General features: G+C 42.3%; 22 protein-coding genes. 2 read left to right on the top strand and 20 right to left on the bottom strand.

What is annotated here, in order from left to right; translation table 11 throughout:
• Positions 1–40: 40 nt before the first annotated feature.
• The 18 genes from QUG14_RS19215 to QUG14_RS19130 all read right to left on the bottom strand — a co-directional run bounded on the left by QUG14_RS19215 (position 41) and on the right by QUG14_RS19130 (position 16,614).
• Positions 41–1,015: an SIS domain-containing protein gene (locus QUG14_RS19215; RefSeq protein ID WP_289342048.1), complete on the bottom strand. Its 975-nt coding sequence runs from the start codon at positions 1,013–1,015 to the stop codon at positions 41–43.
• Between the two features lie 381 nt (positions 1,016–1,396).
• Positions 1,397–1,807 carry a F0F1 ATP synthase subunit epsilon gene (locus tag QUG14_RS19210; RefSeq protein WP_289342047.1) on the bottom strand — a complete coding sequence of 137 codons (411 nt, stop codon included), beginning with the start codon at positions 1,805–1,807 and terminating at the stop codon, positions 1,397–1,399.
• Between the two features lie 21 nt (positions 1,808–1,828).
• A complete protein-coding gene (atpD, locus tag QUG14_RS19205) occupies positions 1,829–3,250 on the bottom strand; it encodes a F0F1 ATP synthase subunit beta (RefSeq protein WP_289342046.1) in 1,422 nt (473 codons plus the stop codon).
• Between the two features lie 325 nt (positions 3,251–3,575).
• Positions 3,576–4,433: an ATP synthase F1 subunit gamma gene (gene atpG, locus QUG14_RS19200; protein ID WP_289342045.1), complete on the bottom strand. Its 858-nt coding sequence runs from the start codon at positions 4,431–4,433 to the stop codon at positions 3,576–3,578.
• A gap of 115 nt (positions 4,434–4,548) precedes the next feature.
• Positions 4,549–6,057 (bottom strand): F0F1 ATP synthase subunit alpha, encoded by a 1,509-nt coding sequence (gene atpA / locus QUG14_RS19195; RefSeq protein WP_289342044.1) that lies wholly within the window; start codon positions 6,055–6,057, stop codon positions 4,549–4,551.
• A 26-nt stretch (positions 6,058–6,083) separates the two neighbouring features.
• On the bottom strand, positions 6,084–6,620 hold the full coding sequence (locus QUG14_RS19190) for a F0F1 ATP synthase subunit delta (protein ID WP_289342043.1): 537 nt from the start codon (positions 6,618–6,620) through the stop codon (positions 6,084–6,086).
• The gene (locus QUG14_RS19185) at positions 6,617–7,144 is read right to left on the bottom strand and encodes a F0F1 ATP synthase subunit B (RefSeq protein WP_289342042.1); all 528 of its coding nucleotides are present in this window, start codon (positions 7,142–7,144) and stop codon (positions 6,617–6,619) included. Before QUG14_RS19185 ends, QUG14_RS19190 begins: the two co-directional genes overlap by 4 nt.
• Positions 7,145–7,310: 166 nt before the next feature.
• The gene (gene atpE, locus QUG14_RS19180; protein WP_053368380.1) at positions 7,311–7,523 is read right to left on the bottom strand and encodes a F0F1 ATP synthase subunit C; all 213 of its coding nucleotides are present in this window, start codon (positions 7,521–7,523) and stop codon (positions 7,311–7,313) included.
• Between the two features lie 74 nt (positions 7,524–7,597).
• Positions 7,598–8,308, bottom strand: a complete 711-nt coding sequence (atpB, locus tag QUG14_RS19175) for a F0F1 ATP synthase subunit A (RefSeq protein ID WP_289342041.1) — start codon at positions 8,306–8,308, stop codon at positions 7,598–7,600.
• A 23-nt stretch (positions 8,309–8,331) separates the two neighbouring features.
• Positions 8,332–8,706: an ATP synthase subunit I gene (locus QUG14_RS19170; protein ID WP_289342040.1), complete on the bottom strand. Its 375-nt coding sequence runs from the start codon at positions 8,704–8,706 to the stop codon at positions 8,332–8,334.
• 7 nt (positions 8,707–8,713) lie between these two features.
• Positions 8,714–8,935 carry an AtpZ/AtpI family protein gene (locus tag QUG14_RS19165; RefSeq protein ID WP_289342039.1) on the bottom strand — a complete coding sequence of 74 codons (222 nt, stop codon included), beginning with the start codon at positions 8,933–8,935 and terminating at the stop codon, positions 8,714–8,716.
• A 330-nt stretch (positions 8,936–9,265) separates the two neighbouring features.
• Positions 9,266–11,452 carry a S8 family serine peptidase gene (locus tag QUG14_RS19160; protein WP_289342038.1) on the bottom strand — a complete coding sequence of 729 codons (2,187 nt, stop codon included), beginning with the start codon at positions 11,450–11,452 and terminating at the stop codon, positions 9,266–9,268.
• 643 nt (positions 11,453–12,095) lie between these two features.
• Complete coding sequence (upp, locus tag QUG14_RS19155) at positions 12,096–12,725, bottom strand: uracil phosphoribosyltransferase (protein WP_289342037.1); 630 nt, start codon at positions 12,723–12,725, stop codon at positions 12,096–12,098.
• A gap of 115 nt (positions 12,726–12,840) precedes the next feature.
• Positions 12,841–14,082, bottom strand: a complete 1,242-nt coding sequence (gene glyA, locus QUG14_RS19150; protein WP_289342036.1) for a serine hydroxymethyltransferase — start codon at positions 14,080–14,082, stop codon at positions 12,841–12,843.
• 199 nt (positions 14,083–14,281) lie between these two features.
• Complete coding sequence (locus QUG14_RS19145; protein WP_289342035.1) at positions 14,282–14,848, bottom strand: TIGR01440 family protein; 567 nt, start codon at positions 14,846–14,848, stop codon at positions 14,282–14,284.
• Positions 14,849–14,858: 10 nt separating this feature from the next.
• On the bottom strand, positions 14,859–15,299 hold the full coding sequence (gene rpiB, locus QUG14_RS19140; RefSeq protein ID WP_095247534.1) for a ribose 5-phosphate isomerase B: 441 nt from the start codon (positions 15,297–15,299) through the stop codon (positions 14,859–14,861).
• A gap of 79 nt (positions 15,300–15,378) precedes the next feature.
• Complete coding sequence (locus tag QUG14_RS19135) at positions 15,379–15,813, bottom strand: low molecular weight protein arginine phosphatase (RefSeq protein ID WP_289342034.1); 435 nt, start codon at positions 15,811–15,813, stop codon at positions 15,379–15,381.
• 243 nt (positions 15,814–16,056) lie between these two features.
• Positions 16,057–16,614, bottom strand: a complete 558-nt coding sequence (locus QUG14_RS19130; protein WP_289342033.1) for a manganese efflux pump MntP — start codon at positions 16,612–16,614, stop codon at positions 16,057–16,059.
• Between the two features lie 210 nt (positions 16,615–16,824).
• Here QUG14_RS19130 and QUG14_RS19125 point away from each other — a divergent pair, with 210 nt between their 5' ends.
• Both QUG14_RS19125 and QUG14_RS19120 read left to right on the top strand, forming a co-directional pair.
• The gene (locus QUG14_RS19125; protein WP_289342032.1) at positions 16,825–17,784 is read left to right on the top strand and encodes a processed acidic surface protein; all 960 of its coding nucleotides are present in this window, start codon (positions 16,825–16,827) and stop codon (positions 17,782–17,784) included.
• Positions 17,784–18,380 (top strand): class D sortase, encoded by a 597-nt coding sequence (locus QUG14_RS19120; RefSeq protein WP_289342031.1) that lies wholly within the window; start codon positions 17,784–17,786, stop codon positions 18,378–18,380. Before QUG14_RS19125 ends, QUG14_RS19120 begins: the two co-directional genes overlap by 1 nt.
• 12 nt (positions 18,381–18,392) lie before the next feature.
• Here QUG14_RS19120 and QUG14_RS19115 read toward each other — a convergent pair whose 3' ends face one another.
• Together QUG14_RS19115 and QUG14_RS19110 are read right to left on the bottom strand one after the other, a co-directional pair.
• Positions 18,393–19,436, bottom strand: a complete 1,044-nt coding sequence (locus tag QUG14_RS19115) for an L-threonylcarbamoyladenylate synthase (RefSeq protein WP_289342030.1) — start codon at positions 19,434–19,436, stop codon at positions 18,393–18,395.
• Positions 19,437–19,610: 174 nt separating this feature from the next.
• Positions 19,611–20,057 (bottom strand): GNAT family N-acetyltransferase, encoded by a 447-nt coding sequence (locus QUG14_RS19110; RefSeq protein WP_289342029.1) that lies wholly within the window; start codon positions 20,055–20,057, stop codon positions 19,611–19,613.
• Positions 20,058–20,159 lie beyond the last annotated feature (102 nt).

The raw sequence follows: 20,159 nt of genomic DNA, 5'->3' as shown, positions 1-20,159 counted from the left end.
CATGTTGAACCCGAGTTGTTAAGTGACTAATGTTGGTAGATTAATATTCCATTTTCCACATATAGCGTCTTACTGAAAGCGGGTGACCTGTATGCTCTGCCAAACCATCTGCATATTGACGTAATACAACACCTGCAAGAGCTGGACCAAAGTATTCTTTAAGATCTTCATCAATACCTGTGTAATCCAATTCCGCTACATCGACAACCTCAACTTTTTTACTGAATTTTTGTGCAAAGTTAATCGCTCTTTCATCTAATGGACGAGTAGCGCCTTCTCCTTTGATAATTAGGAACGGAACATCAAAGTCAGTTGCCTCAAATGGTCCGTGGAAGTATTCTCCAGTATGAATCGCATTAGAGTGGATCCATAACATTTCCATTAACAAACAGCTTGTAAACGAATATGCCTGATGGTAATAAGCACCGCTGCCCATTGTATAAATCAGTTTATCGCGCTTGTATTCGCTTCCAAATTGGAATGCACGATCATAAGTCAATTTTCTGTTTGATTCGAAAAGAGTTTCCAAATTATTTAATTGATTTGATACTCTTTCGTATTTTTCATTTGGTGAAACCGCATTCAAAAGACCGAAAATTAAGCTGTAGTATATACCCGTTTCTCCATCAATCGCGTCTGAGCCATCCTTATAGTTGTAATGAACGGTATACTCAGCTTCTTGACAAAGTGGAGAATCAACTTCCATGGAAATTGCAATCGTAACTGCTCCTTTTTCTCTTGCAAACTTAGCAGCAGCAACTGTTTCTGGTGTAGTTCCTGAATGTGAACGAAGGATAACAACGCTTCCTTCACCAAGTCCTGGCGGGTTCACATGAACAAATTCATTAGAAGTATAAACTCTGCTTGGAATCTCAATTTCTCTGTTTAAGAAATAATCCCCAGTAGCAAGGGATGCCATCGAACCTCCACAAGCTACAAAATAAACATTCTTCACTTTTGTTGCTTTAACTGCATTGATTGCAGCCGCAATTTGGTTAACATGTTCAGTTTTCATTTACTTTTACCCCCTAATGTTATATGACATCATATGATGTCTTATTGAAAGTATAAGCTGATTTATCCCACAAGTCAAATACTTTTAAAGATTCTGTTAATTATTTTCTTCCGACAAAGTCCGACAAAACCACAAAAAACCCTTATTTCAAATAAGGGGCTACTCCAATACCTCTATAATCTTCGATAATTTTATATGCCTTTTCCTTCATTTCCTCCTAGGACCAATCAAATCAGGTAGAATCTTTGCCGCAGACGCTACCTTCAAGTCATTCAATAAGTCCTCTAAAACTAAAGCAGACTCCAGCAACACAAACAAATACTAGAAAAAGTAAAAACCCCCGCCAGTCCGTCGACTGAGCAGGGGTTTGAAACATATCTATTATTGTTTTCCTGTAACCGTTAGTCGGTTGATGGCACGCTGCAGGGCTAGTTCAGCACGACGGAAGTCGATGTCTTCCGCTTTCTGCTCTCTCATACGCTGCTCGGCACGTTCTTTTGCTTTTTGTGCACGTTCAACGTCGATATCCTCTGCTTTTTCAGCTGCTTGGGCTAGAATCGTTACTTGTTCGGGACGGACTTCAAGAATACCGCCACTGACAGCAACAAGATCCTCTTGTTTACTTCCAGCATGCTTAAGGCGCACAGCGCCAACAGCAAGAGGAGCAACCATTGGAATATGTCCAGGTAAAATACCTAATTCACCACTTTGAGCCTTCGTAATAACCATTTCCACATCGGACTCATACACCGGGCCATTGGGAGTAACAATACTGACTTTAATCGTCTTCATTTTTTACCCTCCTGACAGGCTTTAGGCCTCTACACCCATGCGTTTTGCATTTTCCACTACGTCTTCAATACGTCCAACTAAGCGGAATGCGTCTTCTGGAAGGTGGTCATACTTACCTTCAAGGACTTCTTTGAAACCACGAACTGTTTCTTTTACAGGTACATAAGATCCTGGCTGTCCAGTAAACTGTTCAGCAACGTGGAAGTTCTGTGATAAGAAGTTTTGGATACGACGTGCACGAAGTACCACTAACTTATCATCATCAGAAAGCTCATCCATACCTAGGATTGCAATGATATCCTGTAATTCACGGTAACGTTGTAATGTTGATTGAACTTGACGAGCTACATTGTAATGCTCTTCGCCAACGATTTCAGGTGACAATGCACGAGAAGTCGAAGCAAGTGGATCCACCGCAGGGTAGATACCCATTTCAGAAAGCTTACGCTCAAGGTTTGTTGTTGCATCTAAGTGAGCGAATGTTGTAGCAGGAGCCGGATCCGTATAGTCATCGGCTGGTACGTAAATCGCTTGGATTGATGTAACAGAACCTTTATTCGTAGAAGTAATACGTTCTTGTAATTTACCCATCTCAGTAGCAAGAGTCGGCTGGTAACCAACGGCAGAAGGCATACGGCCTAATAACGCCGATACTTCAGAACCTGCTTGCGTGAAACGGAAGATGTTATCCATGAAGAAAAGAACGTCTTGTCCTTGCTCATCACGGAAATATTCAGCCATTGTCAAACCAGTCAGTGCAACACGCATACGTGCTCCTGGCGGCTCGTTCATTTGTCCGAATACCATCGCAGTTTGCTTAATAACGCCTGAATCCGTCATTTCATGGAAAAGGTCATTACCTTCACGTGTACGCTCACCAACACCAGCGAATACCGAAATACCGCTGTGTTCTTGCGCGATGTTATTGATCAATTCCTGGATTAATACGGTTTTACCTACACCCGCACCACCGAATAGACCAATCTTACCACCCTTAATATAAGGAGCAAGTAAGTCTACAACTTTAATACCTGTTTCAAGAATTTCTACTTCAGTAGAAAGGTTTTCAAACGTTGGAGCTTCGCGGTGAATCGAATCACGGCGCTCACTCGCTGGAATTTCCTCGTTAAGGTCGATAACTTCACCTAATACGTTAAATACACGACCAAGAGTTACATTCCCAACCGGTACAGAAATAGCAGCACCTGTATCAACAACATCCATTCCACGCATTACACCATCAGTAGAAGCCATTGCAATTGTACGAACAGTATCATCACCTAAATGAAGGGCTACTTCAAGGGTTAAGTTGATATCAACTTCTGACTGATTTTGTGCTTTGTATTCAATACGCAAAGCGTTATAAATCTCAGGAAGTTGACCGTTTTCAAACTTAACGTCAATAACCGGACCCAGAATCTGAAGAACGCGTCCTTTATTCATTATTTTCCCTCCTATCTTACTTTTTCACAAAACCCCTTTTTGAAAAAGGAACCTAGTGAATCACACTTTACTAGTTATAGTCCTTCTATGTAGTTGGGAACGTTGAACACATTCCCACATATAGGACTTATCAATACCCCTAAATGGGGCTCATATTAAAAAATTAGATTCTATGTCTAGCTACAGCGCCTAGTGGCTCTCAGGTCTAAGCCAATCCGTCAATAAGGTTAAAGAACAACCTTCTTGCCGGCTTGTCTTATGCCTGACGCCCCTGGGAAAAATTGAACTGCATTTTTCCTTGGGCAAGGCGCTTCCGCTTTTCAACCTACTCTAATGCAGCCGCTCCGCCGACGATTTCAGCAATCTCTTGTGTAATCGCTGCTTGACGGGCACGATTGTAGATAAGTGAGTAATTTTTGATCATTTCTTTCGCATTATCAGTAGCATTTCTCATCGCAGTCATTCGAGCAGCATGCTCACTTGCTTTACTGTCTAAAAGAGCACCGTAAATTAAGCTCTCAGCATATTGAGGCAGGAGAACTTCTAAAATTTCTTCTGCAGATGGCTCAAATTCATAAGATGTAAGCTTTGAAGAAGTTGAAATATCCGATAGCGGAAGAAGCTTCTTCACCGTTACCTCTTGAGTAATGGCACTTTTATAATGAGTGTAATATACGTAAAGTTCATCGAAGGTTCCATCGGAGAACATACCTACAGTACTACTGGTAATATCTTTAACACTTTCAAAGCTCGGTTGATCGGATACTCCAACAATTTCAAGATCGACATTTATGCCGCGTTTAACGAAAAAGTCACGGGCTACACGACCGATTGCAATGATCGCATATTCATCTTTCGATTTATGGCGTTGCTCGATTGTTTGGTATACACGACGGATAACGTTACTATTAAAAGCACCTGCAAGACCACGGTCGGATGTCATAACAATATAACCCGTTTTCTTAACAGGACGAGATTGTAGCATTGGATGATTAATCCCTTTGCTGCCCATTGCGACTGCTGCCGTAACTTCCTGGATTTTTTCCATATAAGGAACAAATGCTTTTGCATTCATGACCCCACGATTCCATTTAGCTGCAGAAGTCATCTCCATTGCTTTTGTAATCTGACTCATTTTTTTCGTAGAATTAATACTATTTTTTATATCACGTAATGATGCCATAGGTTCTCACCACCCTCATTCAAAGAATGTTTGGGGATTAAACAGTGGTGACAGGCACGGTTTTGGGTGCCTGTTTCCACTGTTTAATCACCCGTTACTAAATGTCAGACCCTACTTATTCGGAAACTGCAAACGTCTTTTTGAAGGCGTTAAGTGCAGCAGCCATATCATCATCAGAAGGAAGATCCTTCGTATTTTTAATATGGTCTAACAAGTCTTTGCGATTGTGGTCTAACCAATTAAGGAATTCTGATTCAAAACGACGAACATCCACTAACGGAATATCATCAAGGAAACCGCGTGTTAATGCATAAAGAATAGCTACTTGCTTTTCAACAGAAAGCGGTCTGTGAAGATCTTGTTTAAGAACTTCAACCGTACGCGCACCGCGGTTAAGTTTCGCTTGTGTAGCTTTATCAAGGTCAGAACCGAACTGTGCAAATGCTTCTAGCTCACGGTATGATGCAAGGTCAAGACGCAGTGTACCTGCTACCTTCTTCATCGCCTTGATTTGCGCGGATCCTCCTACACGAGAAACGGAAAGACCTGCGTTGATTGCTGGACGTACACCGGAGAAGAATAGATCTGATTGTAAGAAAATTTGTCCATCTGTGATGGAGATAACGTTTGTTGGGATATAAGCAGAAACGTCACCTGCTTGTGTTTCGATAAATGGCAATGCAGTGATTGAACCAGCACCTAGTGTGTCGTTCAATTTCGCTGCACGCTCAAGAAGTCTTGAGTGCAAGTAGAATACATCCCCTGGATATGCTTCACGACCTGGAGGACGACGAAGTAATAGGGAAAGCTCACGATATGCAGCCGCTTGTTTTGATAAATCATCATATACGATCAAAACGTGCTTGCCGTTATACATGAATTCTTCAGCCATTGCAACCCCAGCATAAGGAGCTAAGAATAACAATGGAGCAGGTTGTGATGCAGATGCTGTTACAACGATTGAGTATTCTAACGCGCCATGCTTACGAAGAGTTTCAACCGCACCACGTACAGTTGATTCCTTTTGACCAATAGCAACGTAGATACAAATCATGTCTTGACCTTTTTGGTTCAAGATTGTATCAATTGCAACAGATGTTTTACCTGTTTGACGGTCTCCGATGATTAACTCACGCTGACCGCGGCCGATTGGCACAAGTGCGTCAATCGCTTTAATACCTGTTTGTAATGGCTCATGAACGGATTTACGAGCCATAACGCCTGAAGCTACTGCTTCAACAGGGCGAGTTTTTGTAGTATTGATTGGACCCATACCATCAACTGGTTGTCCTAAAGAGTTAACAACACGACCAATTAGTTCCTCACCTACTGGAACCTCCATGATGCGTCCTGTACGACGAACCTCGTCACCTTCTTTAATTTCAGTGAAAGGTCCAAGAATGATAATACCAACGTTATTGGCTTCAAGGTTTTGAGCCATACCCATAACGCCATTTGAAAATTCAACAAGTTCTCCAGCCATGACATTGTCGAGGCCATGAACACGTGCGATACCGTCACCTACGGAGATAACTGTACCGACATCACTCACTTGAATTTCAGCCTGATAGTTTTCAATTTGCTTTTTTATCAGGGCACTAATTTCTTCAGCTTTGATGCTCATGAGTTTCACCCCTATTCTTACGAATCTTAGCTTAACAATTTACGTTCTAAACGGTCTAGCTTTCCGCGCAAAGACCCGTCGTATATACGGTTTCCGATTCGGAGCTTAACGCCGCCAAGCAATTCGGAATCCACGATATTTTCAATTCTAAGTGATTTCTTACCAACCTTCGCTGCAAATGTTGCAGAGATTGCGTCGCGTTCTGCTTCAGTTAGTTCACGCGTGCTGTAAACGTCAGCCTCCGCAATTCCCGCTTCCTCATTTGCAAGGTCAAAGAATTGGTTGGCTACTTCAATAATCTCGTCTTCGCGATGGCGATCGATCAAGATCAATAGTGTATTCAGTACATATGGATTAACCGTTGAAAAAGCTCCTCTTAAAATCTCTTTTTTCTTATCTAATGTAAGTTTTGAAGACTTTAATACCGCTTTTAAATCAGTGTTGTATACCATAACTTCCTTTACTACACGAAGTTCTTCTTCTATTACTCCAAGAAGCTGCTGTTCTTTTGCGATTTGAAAAAGAGCCAACGCGTAGCGTTTTGCTACCATGGAGTTGCTCATCGCTTTTCTCCTGCCTCTTGAATATATTCGTTAATCAGTTTATCTTGGTCTGCTGCATTTAATTCTTTTTCAATTACTTTTGAAGCAATTAATACAGACAAGGACGCAACTTGTTCACGAATAGCGGCAACCGCTTTTTCTTTCTGCTGCTCAATTTCAAGCTTCGCAGATTCTTTCATGCGTTCTGCTTCAGTACGAGCCACAGCAATGATTTCATCACGCTGAATGTCGCCTTGCTTTTTCGCATTTTCAATTAAAACTTGTGCTTCTGAACGAGCTTCTTTTAAAAGAGAACGCTGCTCTTCTACTAGTTTTTTTGCTTCAGTGCGACTTTGCTCTGCTGCTGAAATTTCACCAGCAACATGCTCTTCACGCTGTTTCATGATGCCCATTAACGGGCCCCAAGCGAATTTTTTCAGCAATACCATTAAGATGATAAACATAACAAGTTGGAAGATAATATCTCCCCAGTTCACACCTGAATGGGCTGCTGCTGCTCCTAATACAAAACTATTTGTTAACACCAGCGGGTTCACTCCTTTCAAGGTCTTTCCCTTAAAACAACCTATATATCAGTCGAAATAATTGTCGAAATCAATCGTTTATGCTAATAACTGAACATAAACGAATGGCGAAGGTTCTCACGAATGATCTTCGCCATGTACATAAAACGCGGGATATCAGCGTTGATTATTGACCTTGAACCATGAACGCGATAACAACTGCGATGATAGGAATCGCCTCAACTAACGCAACCCCGATGAACATTGTAGTTTGAAGCATACCGCGAGCTTCTGGCTGACGAGCGATACCTTCTACTGTTTTTGAAACGATAAGACCGTTACCGATACCTGCACCTAGTGCTGCTAAACCAATTGCGATTGCTGCTGCTAAAAGACCCATTTGAAAATTTCCTCCTTTAATGTATGAAAAAATGAATTCTTATTTTTTTGTTCTTTTTAAAAGAACGGTTTATCTTAATGGTCGCTGCTCACTTTATGAGCTAAGTAGACCATTGTTAACATACAGAAAATAAATGATTGGATGGCGCCGACAAAGAGTGAGAAGCCTTGCCATACCAACATCGGTAGTGCAGCGGCGATTGTTCCGCCCACACCGGTTGCTAAACCAGCTGCGAGTAAGCTTAATAAAATTTCCCCCGCATAAATGTTTCCGTAAAGTCGGAGACCGAGAGTCAGAGTATTTGCAAACTCTTCAATAATTTTAATCGGGAACATGAACCAAAATGGTTTAAAGAATTCCCTTCCATATGCTCCGGCACCTTTCATCTTGACGCCGTAGAAGTGAGATAATCCCACTATCAATGTGGCTAACGTCAACGTTACAGCCGGATCCGCTGTTGGTGATTTCCACCAAAGAACTCCGTCGACAACGATTGAGAATGGCAGCCCCAGCATATTCGAAACAAAAATATACATGATGATGGTGATTCCGAGAATATGAAATCGTCCGCCATCTTTCCAATCCATCGTACTGTTTATGATGTTTTTAACAAAATCCATGACCCATTCCATAAAATTCTGCATTCCAGATGGTTTCATGGCCAGTTTACGAGTAGATAGGACAGCTAACAAAAAGACAATCGCACTTGCTATGGTGATCATCAAAATGTTTGCCAGGTTGAATTGGAGTCCAAGAAACGTAACTATTGGAGCTTCGTGATGCAACAGTATTCACCTCGCTTCCCCCGCTATTTATCTGAATAGAAATTGTGCGTAAAAAAATCTATCATAATGACAATGTAGGATGTCATTAATCCTATAACCACACTAATGAGATGGAATTGCTCAGGATACCTCATTGTGATGACAATCGCCAAAGCACCGGTTGCCATTCGTGAAAAAGAACCAAGCGAACGAACCTGTCTTCCTTCTGCTGCAGCTTGACCAAATTTGTCGATTTTTCGAGCCATCAACCACAAATTAAAGAGGCTCAAACTTGTCCCAAGAATCAATCCAAGAAAGATTGATTGTTGCGAAGTGAACCCCCAGCCAAGTACATAAAAAGACAATAAAAAAAACATCCACTTTCGCTGTCGGGCAAACATTGTTTGAAATTCTGGCATGGTTGATTTAATCTCCTGAATAGAACTTGCGAATGGTAACAAGCATTGAGTAAATACCTGCTGCTAAACCAATAAACAATCCAATTATTAAGAAAATTGGCTCTGTGCCCCACTGCTTATCCAGCCATCTTCCTGAAAAAAGTCCAATAAGAATGGAGCCCACCAGGGACGCTAAAATGGCAGACATAAGAGCATAAGCTTTAAAGGGATTACGGTTTTCATTACGCATACTATCGCATCCTCGCCTTTAGAGAATACAATCAAAAATCGAGGTTATGTACAAAAAGGAAGACTGTCGAAAATACTGAGGATTCTGTCGATTTTCGTGAAAACCCTCTCATTTCACACCCTTTGTTAGCATACAATAGCGATTCTTCAATGTCAATGAATTTACGTGAATTAATCCACAAACTATTCTGCGCAATTTCTTCCATTTGGAAGTTTTAGTTAACACTATCATTGTAGTGTAATACAGTGTATTTTTTATACTGTAATTGTGACTATTTTGTGAACAAATATGACACGAGTGGTGCATATTACCAGCACCACCCACCCTGCCCTAACGGACTCCCTCGCCAATCACGAGCATCGTTTCAATAAAATCTTCTTTCCCTGCCTTTTTTGCAAACACTTTAGCAAGATAGGTACCAGCAGGAGGAAGGTTTTCTTCCGTGATCACCTTGTTGATTAATCCCTTTTTTACATTCTGATTACTGTCCAAAAATCCAACAAATCGAAAGTCATCCGGATTGAACAGTGCAATTCCAAATTCATCCGCACCACCCGGCAGGTAGACCTCATAACGATACGTTCCCTGCTTGTCGCCATCCTTAAAGTTAAATCCCATCACCCTTGGGTAGTTCGGCTCCTCAAGTACGTAAATATAGGGAATCTGTATCGGATTACTACCGGCATTTATCGTAAGGTATCCATCATGAATCTTTCCCTTTAATTCTACCGGATTCACTTCTAATTCCAGTTTAGCATCTCGTGATTCTCCAGGCTGTAAGGTAAACGCCAGCGGGAAGCGCCAATTCAGACCATCTGCTTGCTTAGGGATGTCAAAGGTATAGCGCACAGGTTTATCACTCATGTTCTCAACATGGAGAAAAGCTTTGTGAATATCGCCCTCACTCTCGTATTTACCAAATCGCAGTGAACTTGGGCTGACGAGCGAAGTTGCTTTTACTGCCTCTGTGACCTGAATTCTACCTGCCCCCTGCTCATAGGTCCGGTAGAGTTTCCCGTTTTTAACGAGCGGTTTGGCGGTATTCATCAATGCCGCCTTAATTTGATCCGGTGTCCATTCAGGATGCGCCTGTTTAATCAGTGCACACGCTCCTGCTACATGTGGTGCCGCCATACTCGTCCCCTGAAGAGATAGATATCCGCCAGGAATTGTCGAGTTAATCGCTACACCGGGCGCAACAATATCAGGTTTAACCTCCCACGTATCCGTTACCGGCCCCCTCGAACTGAAGTCTGCCAGCAAATCCTTTTCATGCGTTACTTGGATGTTTGCCAGCCGATTGACTTTACTTTTTAAAAGTTCTCCCTCTTTCTTTGTGATTGAAGCGACCGGAATCTCCAGCGGTGCTTCAAGATTGCCCATGAAACTTCCGCTCAAGTTATTGTAGATAATGACTGCCTTTGCTCCTGCGTCACGCGCGTTTTTCGCTTTTTCGGTAAACGTTAAGTTTCCCCTTTTCAAGAGGACTATTTTTCCCATAACATCTTTTAAGTCTGCTTTCGTACCGAGTCCGCCATCGACAATCGAAAGGGAACGATCAAGATTCCAATTTGCCGAGCCCGCCAGTGGTTGAATCCGTATTTTTTCCCGCATTCCTTCTATTAGAAGATACGGGACTTCTAACGTCGGGGTCGAAGCCCCAACCGAGATTGCCTTAGAAGCTGTTCCCGGTGAACCAACTGACCAAATATCCGGCCCCGAATTACCTGATGCGGCGATAGCAACGATTCCCCTCTCCACTGCCCTATTCAATGCTAGGGAAATTGGCAGGTCTGGACCATTGATATCATTTCCAAGCGAAAGATTCATAATATCGACTTTGTCTTTTATCGCCTGCTCAATTGCTGCAAGTACATTTTCGGTGGTTCCACCTCCGCCAGGTCCTAGCGCCCGATAAGCGAGGATTTTTGCCTCTGGTGCCACCCCTTTTATCTTTCCATTCGCAGCAATAATTCCAGCTACATGGGTGCCGTGAACCGTGGCCCTCCCCAACGTTTTCGTTTCCATCGGATCGGTGTCATTATCGACAAGATCACGTCCGCCCGCATAATTTCTTCTCAGGTCTGGATGGGTGTAATCCACACCAGTATCAATTACTCCAACGGTAATCCCTTTCCCTGTCAGCCGGCGGTTACTTTTGTCAAAAAGGCCTCGCACTTCTTCTCCGCCAATGATCTTAACGCCTTCCTCACCCTGCACCTTATATTGGTTCACAGGTGAAACGCTAATAATTTGTTTGCTGGCTTCCGCCAATTTCTCGATCGATTCCGGATTTCCTTCGACAGAAAAACCATAAATCGCTTCTTGAAAAACATGCCTTAGATGAATGTCCTTGTAGGGTTTAATCAATTGTTGAATATCCTGAGGGGATTGCGGATTCTCAAGAACCACAATCGCAATTCGTTCTTTTGGTATCGGAGGTGTCTCAAGCGAACGAGCCGAAGTCGCCGTTTGAAGGGAGAAAACCAGTACAAATAAAAGTGTCCATTTTTTCATATAAAAAATTCCCCTTTTTTCATACTATCTTCATCGTGAGGGGAAATTATGCAGTTTTTTGGGAGGAAGTATTTGGTGCCATTGAAGTGTCTGACTCTAGCTTGATCTTTTTTGAAATTTTTTTAGTATTGTTCCCTTTAACTCTGATTTTCTCGGGCTAAGGGCACGATTCTCTTCGTATCGTTCCCTCCAACCCTATTCTTCTCACACTAAGGGCACGATTTTCTCCGTATCGTTCCCTCCAGCCCTATTTTTCTCACACTAAGGGTACGATTCTCTCCGTATTGTTCCCTCTAACTCTGATTTTCTCGGGCTAAGGGAACGATTCTCTTCGTATCGTTCCCTACAACCCTATTTTTCTCACACTAAGGGCACGATTCTCTCCGTATCGTTCCCTCCAACCCTATTTTTCTCACACTAAGGGCACGATTCTCTCCGTATCGTTCCCTCCAACCCTATTTTTCTCACACTAAGGGCACGATTCTCTTCGTATCGTTCCCTCCAACCCTATTTTTCTCACACTAAGGGCACGATTCTCTCCGTATTGTTCCCTCTAACTCTGATTTTCTCGGGCTAAGGGCACGATACCTCCTGCAAACAAAAAAACTGAGCAGAAACTATATCTGCTCAGCCTAAAACAATGCTATTTCGTCCCAAACAACCGATCCCCAGCATCCCCTAATCCAGGAACGATGTATCCATGGTCATTCAACTTCTCATCTAACGCCGCAATATAAATATCAACGTCTGGATGCGCTGCTTTAACCGCCTCAACGCCTTCTGGTGCTGCAATCAAGCACATAAATTTAATATGTTTCGCGCCGCGCTTTTTCAAGCTATCAATCGCCACATTCGCTGATCCGCCTGTTGCGAGCATCGGATCTACCACGATGAATTCACGCTCTTCCACGTCACTTGGAAGCTTGATATAGTACTCCACCGGCATTAATGTTTCAGGGTCGCGGTATAAACCAACATGGCCAACCTTGGCAGCCGGGATTAATTTTAAAATCCCATCAACCATTCCAATTCCCGCTCGCAGAATCGGAACAACGCCCATTTTCTTTCCAGATAATACCTTAGATTTGGCTGGACAGACTGGCGTTTCAATTTCGATATCTTCAAGTGACATATCTCTGGTGATTTCAAATGCCATGAGTGTTGCGACTTCGTCTACCAATTCGCGGAACTCTTTCGTTCCTGTATTTTTATCACGTATGTATGTTAGCTTGTGCTGAATAAGTGGATGGTCGAAGACGTATACCTTTGCCACAATGATCGCCTCTTTTCTTAAATTTAACTCCGTCTCATTTTACAGAAAAACTATCTAATGAGCAAATTATATCTAAAAAAAATCGGCCCAAAGAATGAGCCGATTTCACAGTTGTTTAATATTCAGGATAAAGAGTGAATTTACCAGATAACGCATCAACACGAGCAGCCGCTTCCTTAAGCTTTGCTTCGTCTTCGTGATTTTTCAAAGTAAACGCAATAATTGATGCGATTTCATCCATGTCTTCTAAGCCAAAGCCACGGCTTGTAACCGCTGCAGTACCAATACGGATACCACTTGTTACAAACGGACTTTGCGGATCAAATGGAATCGTATTTTTGTTAACGGTAATCCCAACTTCGTCAAGTACCTTTTCTGCTACTTTACCTGTTAAGCCAAGTGTCTGCATATCTAAAAGCAGCAAGTGGTTGTCTGTACCACCAGAAACAAGCTTAACGCCCTCTTTTTGCAAACCTTCAGCTAAACGATTAGCATTGGCAATAATCTGACCAGCATATTCCTTAAAGCTGTCTTGTAGGACTTCCCCAAACGCTACCGCTTTTGCAGCAATAACATGCATTAATGGACCGCCTTGAATTCCAGGGAAAATCGATTTATCGATCTTTTTGCCCCATTCCTCTTTGCATAAAATCATTCCGCCACGAGGTCCACGAAGGGTTTTATGTGTAGTAGTTGTAACAAAATCAGCGTACGGAACTGGATTTTGGTGAAGTCCAGCTGCTACAAGTCCTGCAATATGAGCCATATCCACCATTAAATAAGCGCCCACTTCATCCGCGATTTCACGGAATTTCGCAAAATCGATTGCGCGTGGATACGCACTTGCACCTGCGACAATCATCTTCGGCTTATGTTCGCGCGCTTTTGCTAAAACATCATCATAATTAATGCGATGAGTGGTTTCATCTACACCATACTCAACAAAATTGTATTGAACACCGCTGAAGTTTACTGGGCTGCCGTGTGTTAAGTGACCGCCATGTGAAAGGTTCATACCAAGAACCGTATCGCCTTGTTCAAGCACCGTAAAGTAAACGGCCATGTTGGCTTGTGCTCCAGAATGCGGCTGCACGTTCACATACTCTGCACCAAAAATCTCCTTCGCGCGATTGCGAGCAAGATCTTCGACCACGTCAACATATTCACAACCGCCATAATAACGACGGCCAGGATAGCCTTCTGCATATTTGTTGGTTAACACAGATCCCTGTGCTTCCATAACCGCTTCACTTACAAAGTTTTCTGAGGCAATTAATTCAATTTTTCCGCGCTGACGTCCTAATTCTAGTTGAATCGCTTCAAATACCTGCTTGTCCTGATTAGACAAATGCTTCATGGTAATTCCCCCCTGTATGTATGAACCTGAAATAACTTTCCTGAAAATTCTCTCTATATAATAGCACGTTTCTCTCTAAAAGAGAAATGGAGATTCGTAAAATCCCCATTTTTTTTATTTTACCCTTTTAAAAGGATAAAGAAAATACCCTATATACGAACATTATAAAAATTTTAATCAAAATCGTTCGCCTTTATAATTAGCTACAGCTAGAATTCCCATCCGTTCTTTCATACACAGCTCGAACACCGCCAATTAATTTTGGCCGTGTTTTCGCCAACGTAACATGTGCATGTCCGACGTTTTTCTGCGTGACTCGTATCGGGACGGCAACATGTTTCAAATGCATACCAATAAAAGTGTGACCAATATCAATTCCAGCATCTGCTTTTAAAAATTCAACAACGACCGCGTCCTCCATTTTTTCAAATGCATAGGTAGCCATTGCCCCGCCAGCAGTCCGCACAGGTACTACAGAAACTTCATCCAATCCGCGTTTGTCAGCCTCTGCTCTCCCAATGACAAGTGCTCGGTTTAAGTGCTCGCAGCATTGGAACGCCAAACTAACTCCGACCCCGTGCGCAAACCGACTTAACTGCCGAAAAATCATTTCGGCCACATCAATCGTACCTGATGTACCAATTCTCTCACCGATAACCTCACTCGTGCTGCAGCCAACCACAACCAGCTGCCCAGGCTTTAAGGAGGCTTGACTTTGAAATTCCGTTAAGATCGCTTCAAGTTCTTTTTCCCATTCTTGAATCATTGTCCTCAACCTACTTCTGCTCGTATTCGCTGATTTTTCCAACACGAGTGGCATGACGGCCGCCTTCAAATTCTTCTGTCAGCCAAATTTGCGCAATATCGCGCGCAAGTCCTGGACCAATAACACGCTCACCCATCGTAAGGATATTGGTGTCATTGTGTGCGCGTGTTGCCTTTGCACTGAAAGTATCGTGAACAAGGGCACAGCGGATTCCCTTTACCTTGTTCGCAGCAATGCTCATGCCAATCCCTGTTCCACAAATTAAAATACCTCTGTCAAACTCACCGCTCGCTACCTTTTCAGCAACCGGCAGAGCATAATCCGGATAATCGACAGATCCTTCACATTCACAGCCGAAATCCTGGTATTCAATCCCTAACTCATCCATTAAATTGGCTATTTCCTTCCGAATATTAACCCCGCCATGATCAGACGCTAATGCTACTTTCATATGTATAACCTCCTGTTTTAATCCTTCCTTAATATTGACATACCGACCTAAAAATATAAAGCCCTCAACACTGAGAGCCTTACAATTTTTCAATCGCTTTCGTTATTAATTTTTCTAGTTCCTGATAGGTTTCTTGATAGATAGCCAAATTGCCGCCAAATGGATCCACCACATCCACATCATAGTTCTCACCTGTAAATTCCTTTAAGGTAAAAACTTTAGCTGCTGCATCAGGGTATTGTTGAAGAATCGCATTTTTATGTGAAATCGTCATCGTTAAAATTAAGTCCGCCCAGCGAACAGAATCTATGTTTAGCATATTGGAGGAATGATTATGGTCAATCTGATGGTCCTCCAGCACCTTCCTGGCGTGAGCAGATGCTTCACTCCCCGTTGCTGCATATATTCCCGCAGACTTCACTTCCAAACCGTCAATCTTCTTACTTTTTAAAATTGCTTCTGCCATTGGACTTCTGCACGTATTACCTGTACAAACAAACAAAATGCGCTGCATACTGCTGCCCCCTTTCAATTAAAAGATAATAGAATAAAATTTTTTCGACTTTGAGAATTGTCTAGCTACAGCGCCTAGGTGCTCTCAGGTCAAAGCCAATCCTTCAAGAAGGTAAAGACCGACCTTCTCGCCGGCTCGTCTTATGCCTGTCGCCCCTGGGCAAGGCGCCTCCGCTTTTCTATGTATTATTCTATCATTTCTCTATCTATATTAAAAAAACCTTTCGTTTAAAGTGAAAGGTTTTTATAAAAAGGGAAGTAGTAATTTAATTCCAAATGCCAGCAGGATACTTCCGCCGAGCGCTTCACTATAGGAGCCAATCCAGCCCTGCGCCTTCCTGCCAAGCAGCAATCCTGCCCATGTTAACAGTGTTGCCACAGCGCCAAAGCATATAATCACAAGTAATGTTTTTGCTCCATAAATCCCTAACGTCAGCCCGAGCGAGAAGCTGTCAAGGCTCACACTTGTAGCAAAAATGATCAATCCAAAACCAACCGGTGTCATCACCGATTCTTCGCTCTTCCTTATGCTTGCCCAAATCATTTGCACCCCTAGCACAATCAGCAACAATCCGCCGACAACCGATGCAAAAAAACCAAATTTGTCTGATAAATATTTCCCGGCTATCATGCCAACCAGCGGCATCCACACATGGAATAATCCAATCGTAATCCCAATTTTAAAAATCTGCCGTAGCCGTAACTTGAACATCCCCATCCCCAAGCCAACGGAAAAGGCATCCATCCCTAACGCAAACGCCATTAACAACAGCGTTACCACTTCCCCAATCATCCCATACACGAATCTCGACCCCCTCGGACTTGCCCTGATTTAACATATGCACGTCCAAATGCTTTTAGAAGTCAGAAGAAAGGACAGAAAAATATCCATGGATAAACCTCCCTATACCGAATAAAATTTCCAGCATGAAAGATAATATCTTTGGGACCTGCTATTTTCCTGCGATTATCGGGAGAGGCTTTTTACGTTATTTATTTAGGAGGAATTGTCTTGAAGATTTTTGTTCATTCAATTATTGCCATTTTACTTTTGCTCACAGTATCCGCCCCTATGGTATCCGCTGCTGTGCCACAGGAAGAAATTGACCAACTTCTAACTGAAATGAATTGGACAATCGAGGAATTACAAGATTACTTAGCTTACTATGAAACAACATTAGCAGATTTTGAGTCGCTTGAAGATTTAAAATCGATGCTCGGCACCCCAATCACCGATGAAAACCTCAATGATCTACTTCAAAAGTATGATTTAACAAAAGAAGGCCTCGAAAACTTATTAGGGGAATTCGGTGAAAGCCTCGAGGACTATCATTTTATTGAGGATTTGGATGTAACCGTCGACTTTTACATCAATCACGACCAGGAGATGCTAGAGTCGGAACAATTCCTTGCTCAAATTGGTTTATTGGAAGAAGAGGTAGATAGGCTCTTCACGCATTTTATGTCTCTTGACGAACTCGTATTAGAACAGGAAATGGAGCGTATAATGGCTGGGTTAGAACCTTTCATGGAGATTGAAGACCCATCTCTTCTTACAGAAGACCAGCAAAACCAATTACTCACTATTTGGGGAGAAATGTTGAATGCCTTCCACGTGAAAGCAAACTTTTTCCTTGTGGGTAAAACGAAAACAGCGATTAGTTTCGCAGAATTGATGAAATTAGAAACGTTAAATGGTCAAAGCCTTTTAGTTGAACTTTCCGATTTTCAAGGAAATTTACTAGCTGACCTTCAAGTTTCAGAAGAAATGCTTGGATCAGAATTCCTCCTGCAAACAGGCGAAAATTTAGTTGATGTTGGTGATATCGCCGGCGAATTGACCAAAGAATTACATGAACACAAATTACCGGATACAGCCTCACCTTTTGGATTAAATAGTATCCTCGGTATCCTGTTAATTTTTGCAGGACTTGCTTTCTACCGTTACTCTAGGAAAAACGAGAATGTATAATGTGGAGGAAGAAAATTTCTGTTGTCTTGATCTTTGTTGGTGTTCTGATTGCGGGCTATAATCTTTACTGGTTGAGTAAAGGTTATTCCGCTTCCACCAAACCAGAAATTCGTCCCAGTGACTTTAAAGAATCAATCGAAACAATCAAAACAGAGGCCAAAATTAAACCTGTGCTCGGTGAAAAAATCGGAGTCCTGACGATTCCTAAATTAAATCGTTCCCTGCCTATCTTTGAAGGAACGAATTCTGACATACTAAAACAGGGTGTTGGACACTTTACACACAGCGTCCTTCCTGGTGAAAACAACAATTGTGTACTATCCGGGCATCGGGATACCGTTTTTCGAGGACTTGGCGAGGTAGGAATCAACGATGAGTTAATTGTCACAACAGACGATGGTGAATACCTGTATAAAATAAGGAAAGTTAGAATTGTTGATCAAAGGGATCGGACAGTCCTTGTACCGAAACCCAAAAGTACCTTGACCGTGACCACCTGTTATCCATTTAGTTTCATTGGAAATGCTCCAAAACGGTATATTCTTGTGGCTGATTTAATCGCAGCGCAGCAAATAGAAAAGCACCAGGCCCAATAAGGGAACTGGTGCTTATTCATTGATTATTTTATTGCCAGCCGCTTTTTGCAGACGATTCATGATCGCATGGCCAACACCGGTATTCGGGAACATCTCGCTAAAAATGATATCCACTTTTTCTTGATTAAAGGCCCGTAATGTTTCATAAAGCGCGGTTGCAACCGTCTCCAGCTCAGCCCTTTTTCCACAGGCAATCGCCACATCACATTTGTATGACTCAACACTTTCCTCTGTCGCTAACACACCTACAGTTAGGCCTTCCTTCTGCTTTTCTTCTATTAAACTTTGCAAGAAGGACTGACTGCCGTTCACCAAATAAAGCGGTGCATTCGGAGCATAGTGCTGATACTTCATCCCCGGCGCTTTCGGCTTTGACGCTTCATCGAGCAATGCCGCATCAAGTTGAACCTCACCGACCACAGCCTCCAGCTGTTCCTTCGTAACCCCGCCTGGCCGTAAAATAATCGGAATTTCTTCCGTACAATCTAAGACCGTCGATTCAACCCCAACACCTGTCGAGCCTCCGTCAAGCACACCGGCAATTTTCCCGTTTAAATCCTCAATCACATGCTGTGCATTGGTAGGACTCGGCTTTCCAGAGCTATTGGCACTCGGAGCAGCAATCGGCAATTGACATACTTGCAACAATGCCAAAGCAACAGGATGATCCGGCATCCTTACAGCAACAGTGTTCAAACCCGCCGTTGCTTTTTCTGAAAGAACGCCTGGTTTCTTGTTAAAAATAATCGTCAACGGTCCTGGCCAGAACCTCTCCATTAAAATTTCTGCTTTGTCGGGGATGTTCGCAACAAATGCATTGAGTTGCTTTTTATCACCAATGTGGATAATCAGTGGATTATCGCTCGGTCTGCCTTTCGAAGCGAAGATTTTTTCCACAGCCTCATCACTTTCTGCATTTCCTCCAAGACCATAAACGGTCTCCGTTGGCAGTGCCACCACTTCATTTTCTTGTAAAAAATGAGCTGCATCCACAACCTGTGGATTATTTTCGAGGTTATCCACATATTTATCCACTTTCCAAATCTTTGTGTTCATACTTATCCACCTTTATAAGAAGCGCAAATGATATCGAAATTTGCCGAATTTAGGCTCTTTGTCTCATATTACTTTTGAAAGTATAAAAGAAGGTGGGGATAAACACAACCCCTTATCCACAATTTGTGCATAACTATCTTAAAAATGTGGGTAACTTTGTGGATTAATCCACAATTATAGTGAAAATTTTAAAAATAACGAGTTATCCACATTAAATACATGTCGAATGTGTTCTAACGAATAAAGTTCAGCAGGTAATAGGTCACGCTCCACCTTCTCAAAACCTAGCAATTCAAAAAACGGAAGTGCCACGCTTTTATTGGTTGCCAAAAACAAACTGCTCATCCCTTTTTCTTTCGCTAATGTCATCATTTGTGTTATCAACAGGAAAATATCCTTCTCAGCTTGCCCTGGTGAAACCACCAACGATCGCAGCAATCCACAATCCTTGAGGTTCTCCATTCCAAGTGTACCCTTAATCGACCCATCTTCATCCTCTAGCAAAAGAAAATACTCTACCGTTTCCTCTGTAAGTCCGTCACTTCCAAGGTTCGCCCGAGTAAGAAACTCTCTTAAAGTGCCCAAATCCTCTTTCTTCGCGCAACGTATAAGTGCCTGCATCCTTACCACCTCTTATATTTGATACTCTACTCTATGAAAAATTAAAAGAACTAGAACTAAATACATACGAAATCTAGTAAAATTTTTTCAAAAATAAATAAC

It is taken from the genome of Neobacillus sp. CF12, from assembly GCF_030348765.1.
Taxonomy (GTDB): Bacteria; Bacillota; Bacilli; order Bacillales; family Cytobacillaceae; genus Neobacillus.
This window is presented reverse-complemented; position numbering and strand designations above follow the sequence as displayed.

Bases quoted from the DNA above. Each gene is read 5' to 3' on its own strand.
- QUG14_RS19215 (WP_289342048.1), bottom strand. From the start codon at position 1,015: ATGAAAACTGAACATGTTAACCAAATTGCGGCTGCAATCAATGCAGTT.
- QUG14_RS19210 (WP_289342047.1), bottom strand. From the start codon at position 1,807: ATGAAGACGATTAAAGTCAGTATTGTTACTCCCAATGGCCCGGTGTAT.
- atpD (WP_289342046.1), bottom strand. From the start codon at position 3,250: ATGAATAAAGGACGCGTTCTTCAGATTCTGGGTCCGGTTATTGACGTT.
- atpG (WP_289342045.1), bottom strand. From the start codon at position 4,433: ATGGCATCATTACGTGATATAAAAAATAGTATTAATTCTACGAAAAAA.
- atpA (WP_289342044.1), bottom strand. From the start codon at position 6,057: ATGAGCATCAAAGCTGAAGAAATTAGTGCCCTGATAAAAAAGCAAATT.
- QUG14_RS19190 (WP_289342043.1), bottom strand. From the start codon at position 6,620: ATGAGCAACTCCATGGTAGCAAAACGCTACGCGTTGGCTCTTTTTCAA.
- atpE (WP_053368380.1), bottom strand. From the start codon at position 7,523: ATGGGTCTTTTAGCAGCAGCAATCGCAATTGGTTTAGCAGCACTAGGT.
- QUG14_RS19170 (WP_289342040.1), bottom strand. From the start codon at position 8,706: ATGCCAGAATTTCAAACAATGTTTGCCCGACAGCGAAAGTGGATGTTT.
- QUG14_RS19165 (WP_289342039.1), bottom strand. From the start codon at position 8,935: ATGCGTAATGAAAACCGTAATCCCTTTAAAGCTTATGCTCTTATGTCT.
- QUG14_RS19160 (WP_289342038.1), bottom strand. From the start codon at position 11,452: ATGAAAAAATGGACACTTTTATTTGTACTGGTTTTCTCCCTTCAAACG.
- glyA (WP_289342036.1), bottom strand. From the start codon at position 14,082: ATGAAGCATTTGTCTAATCAGGACAAGCAGGTATTTGAAGCGATTCAA.
- QUG14_RS19145 (WP_289342035.1), bottom strand. From the start codon at position 14,848: ATGATTCAAGAATGGGAAAAAGAACTTGAAGCGATCTTAACGGAATTT.
- rpiB (WP_095247534.1), bottom strand. From the start codon at position 15,299: ATGAAAGTAGCATTAGCGTCTGATCATGGCGGGGTTAATATTCGGAAG.
- QUG14_RS19135 (WP_289342034.1), bottom strand. From the start codon at position 15,813: ATGCAGCGCATTTTGTTTGTTTGTACAGGTAATACGTGCAGAAGTCCA.
- QUG14_RS19120 (WP_289342031.1), top strand. From the start codon at position 17,784: ATGTGGAGGAAGAAAATTTCTGTTGTCTTGATCTTTGTTGGTGTTCTG.
- QUG14_RS19115 (WP_289342030.1), bottom strand. From the start codon at position 19,436: ATGAACACAAAGATTTGGAAAGTGGATAAATATGTGGATAACCTCGAA.
- QUG14_RS19110 (WP_289342029.1), bottom strand. From the start codon at position 20,057: ATGCAGGCACTTATACGTTGCGCGAAGAAAGAGGATTTGGGCACTTTA.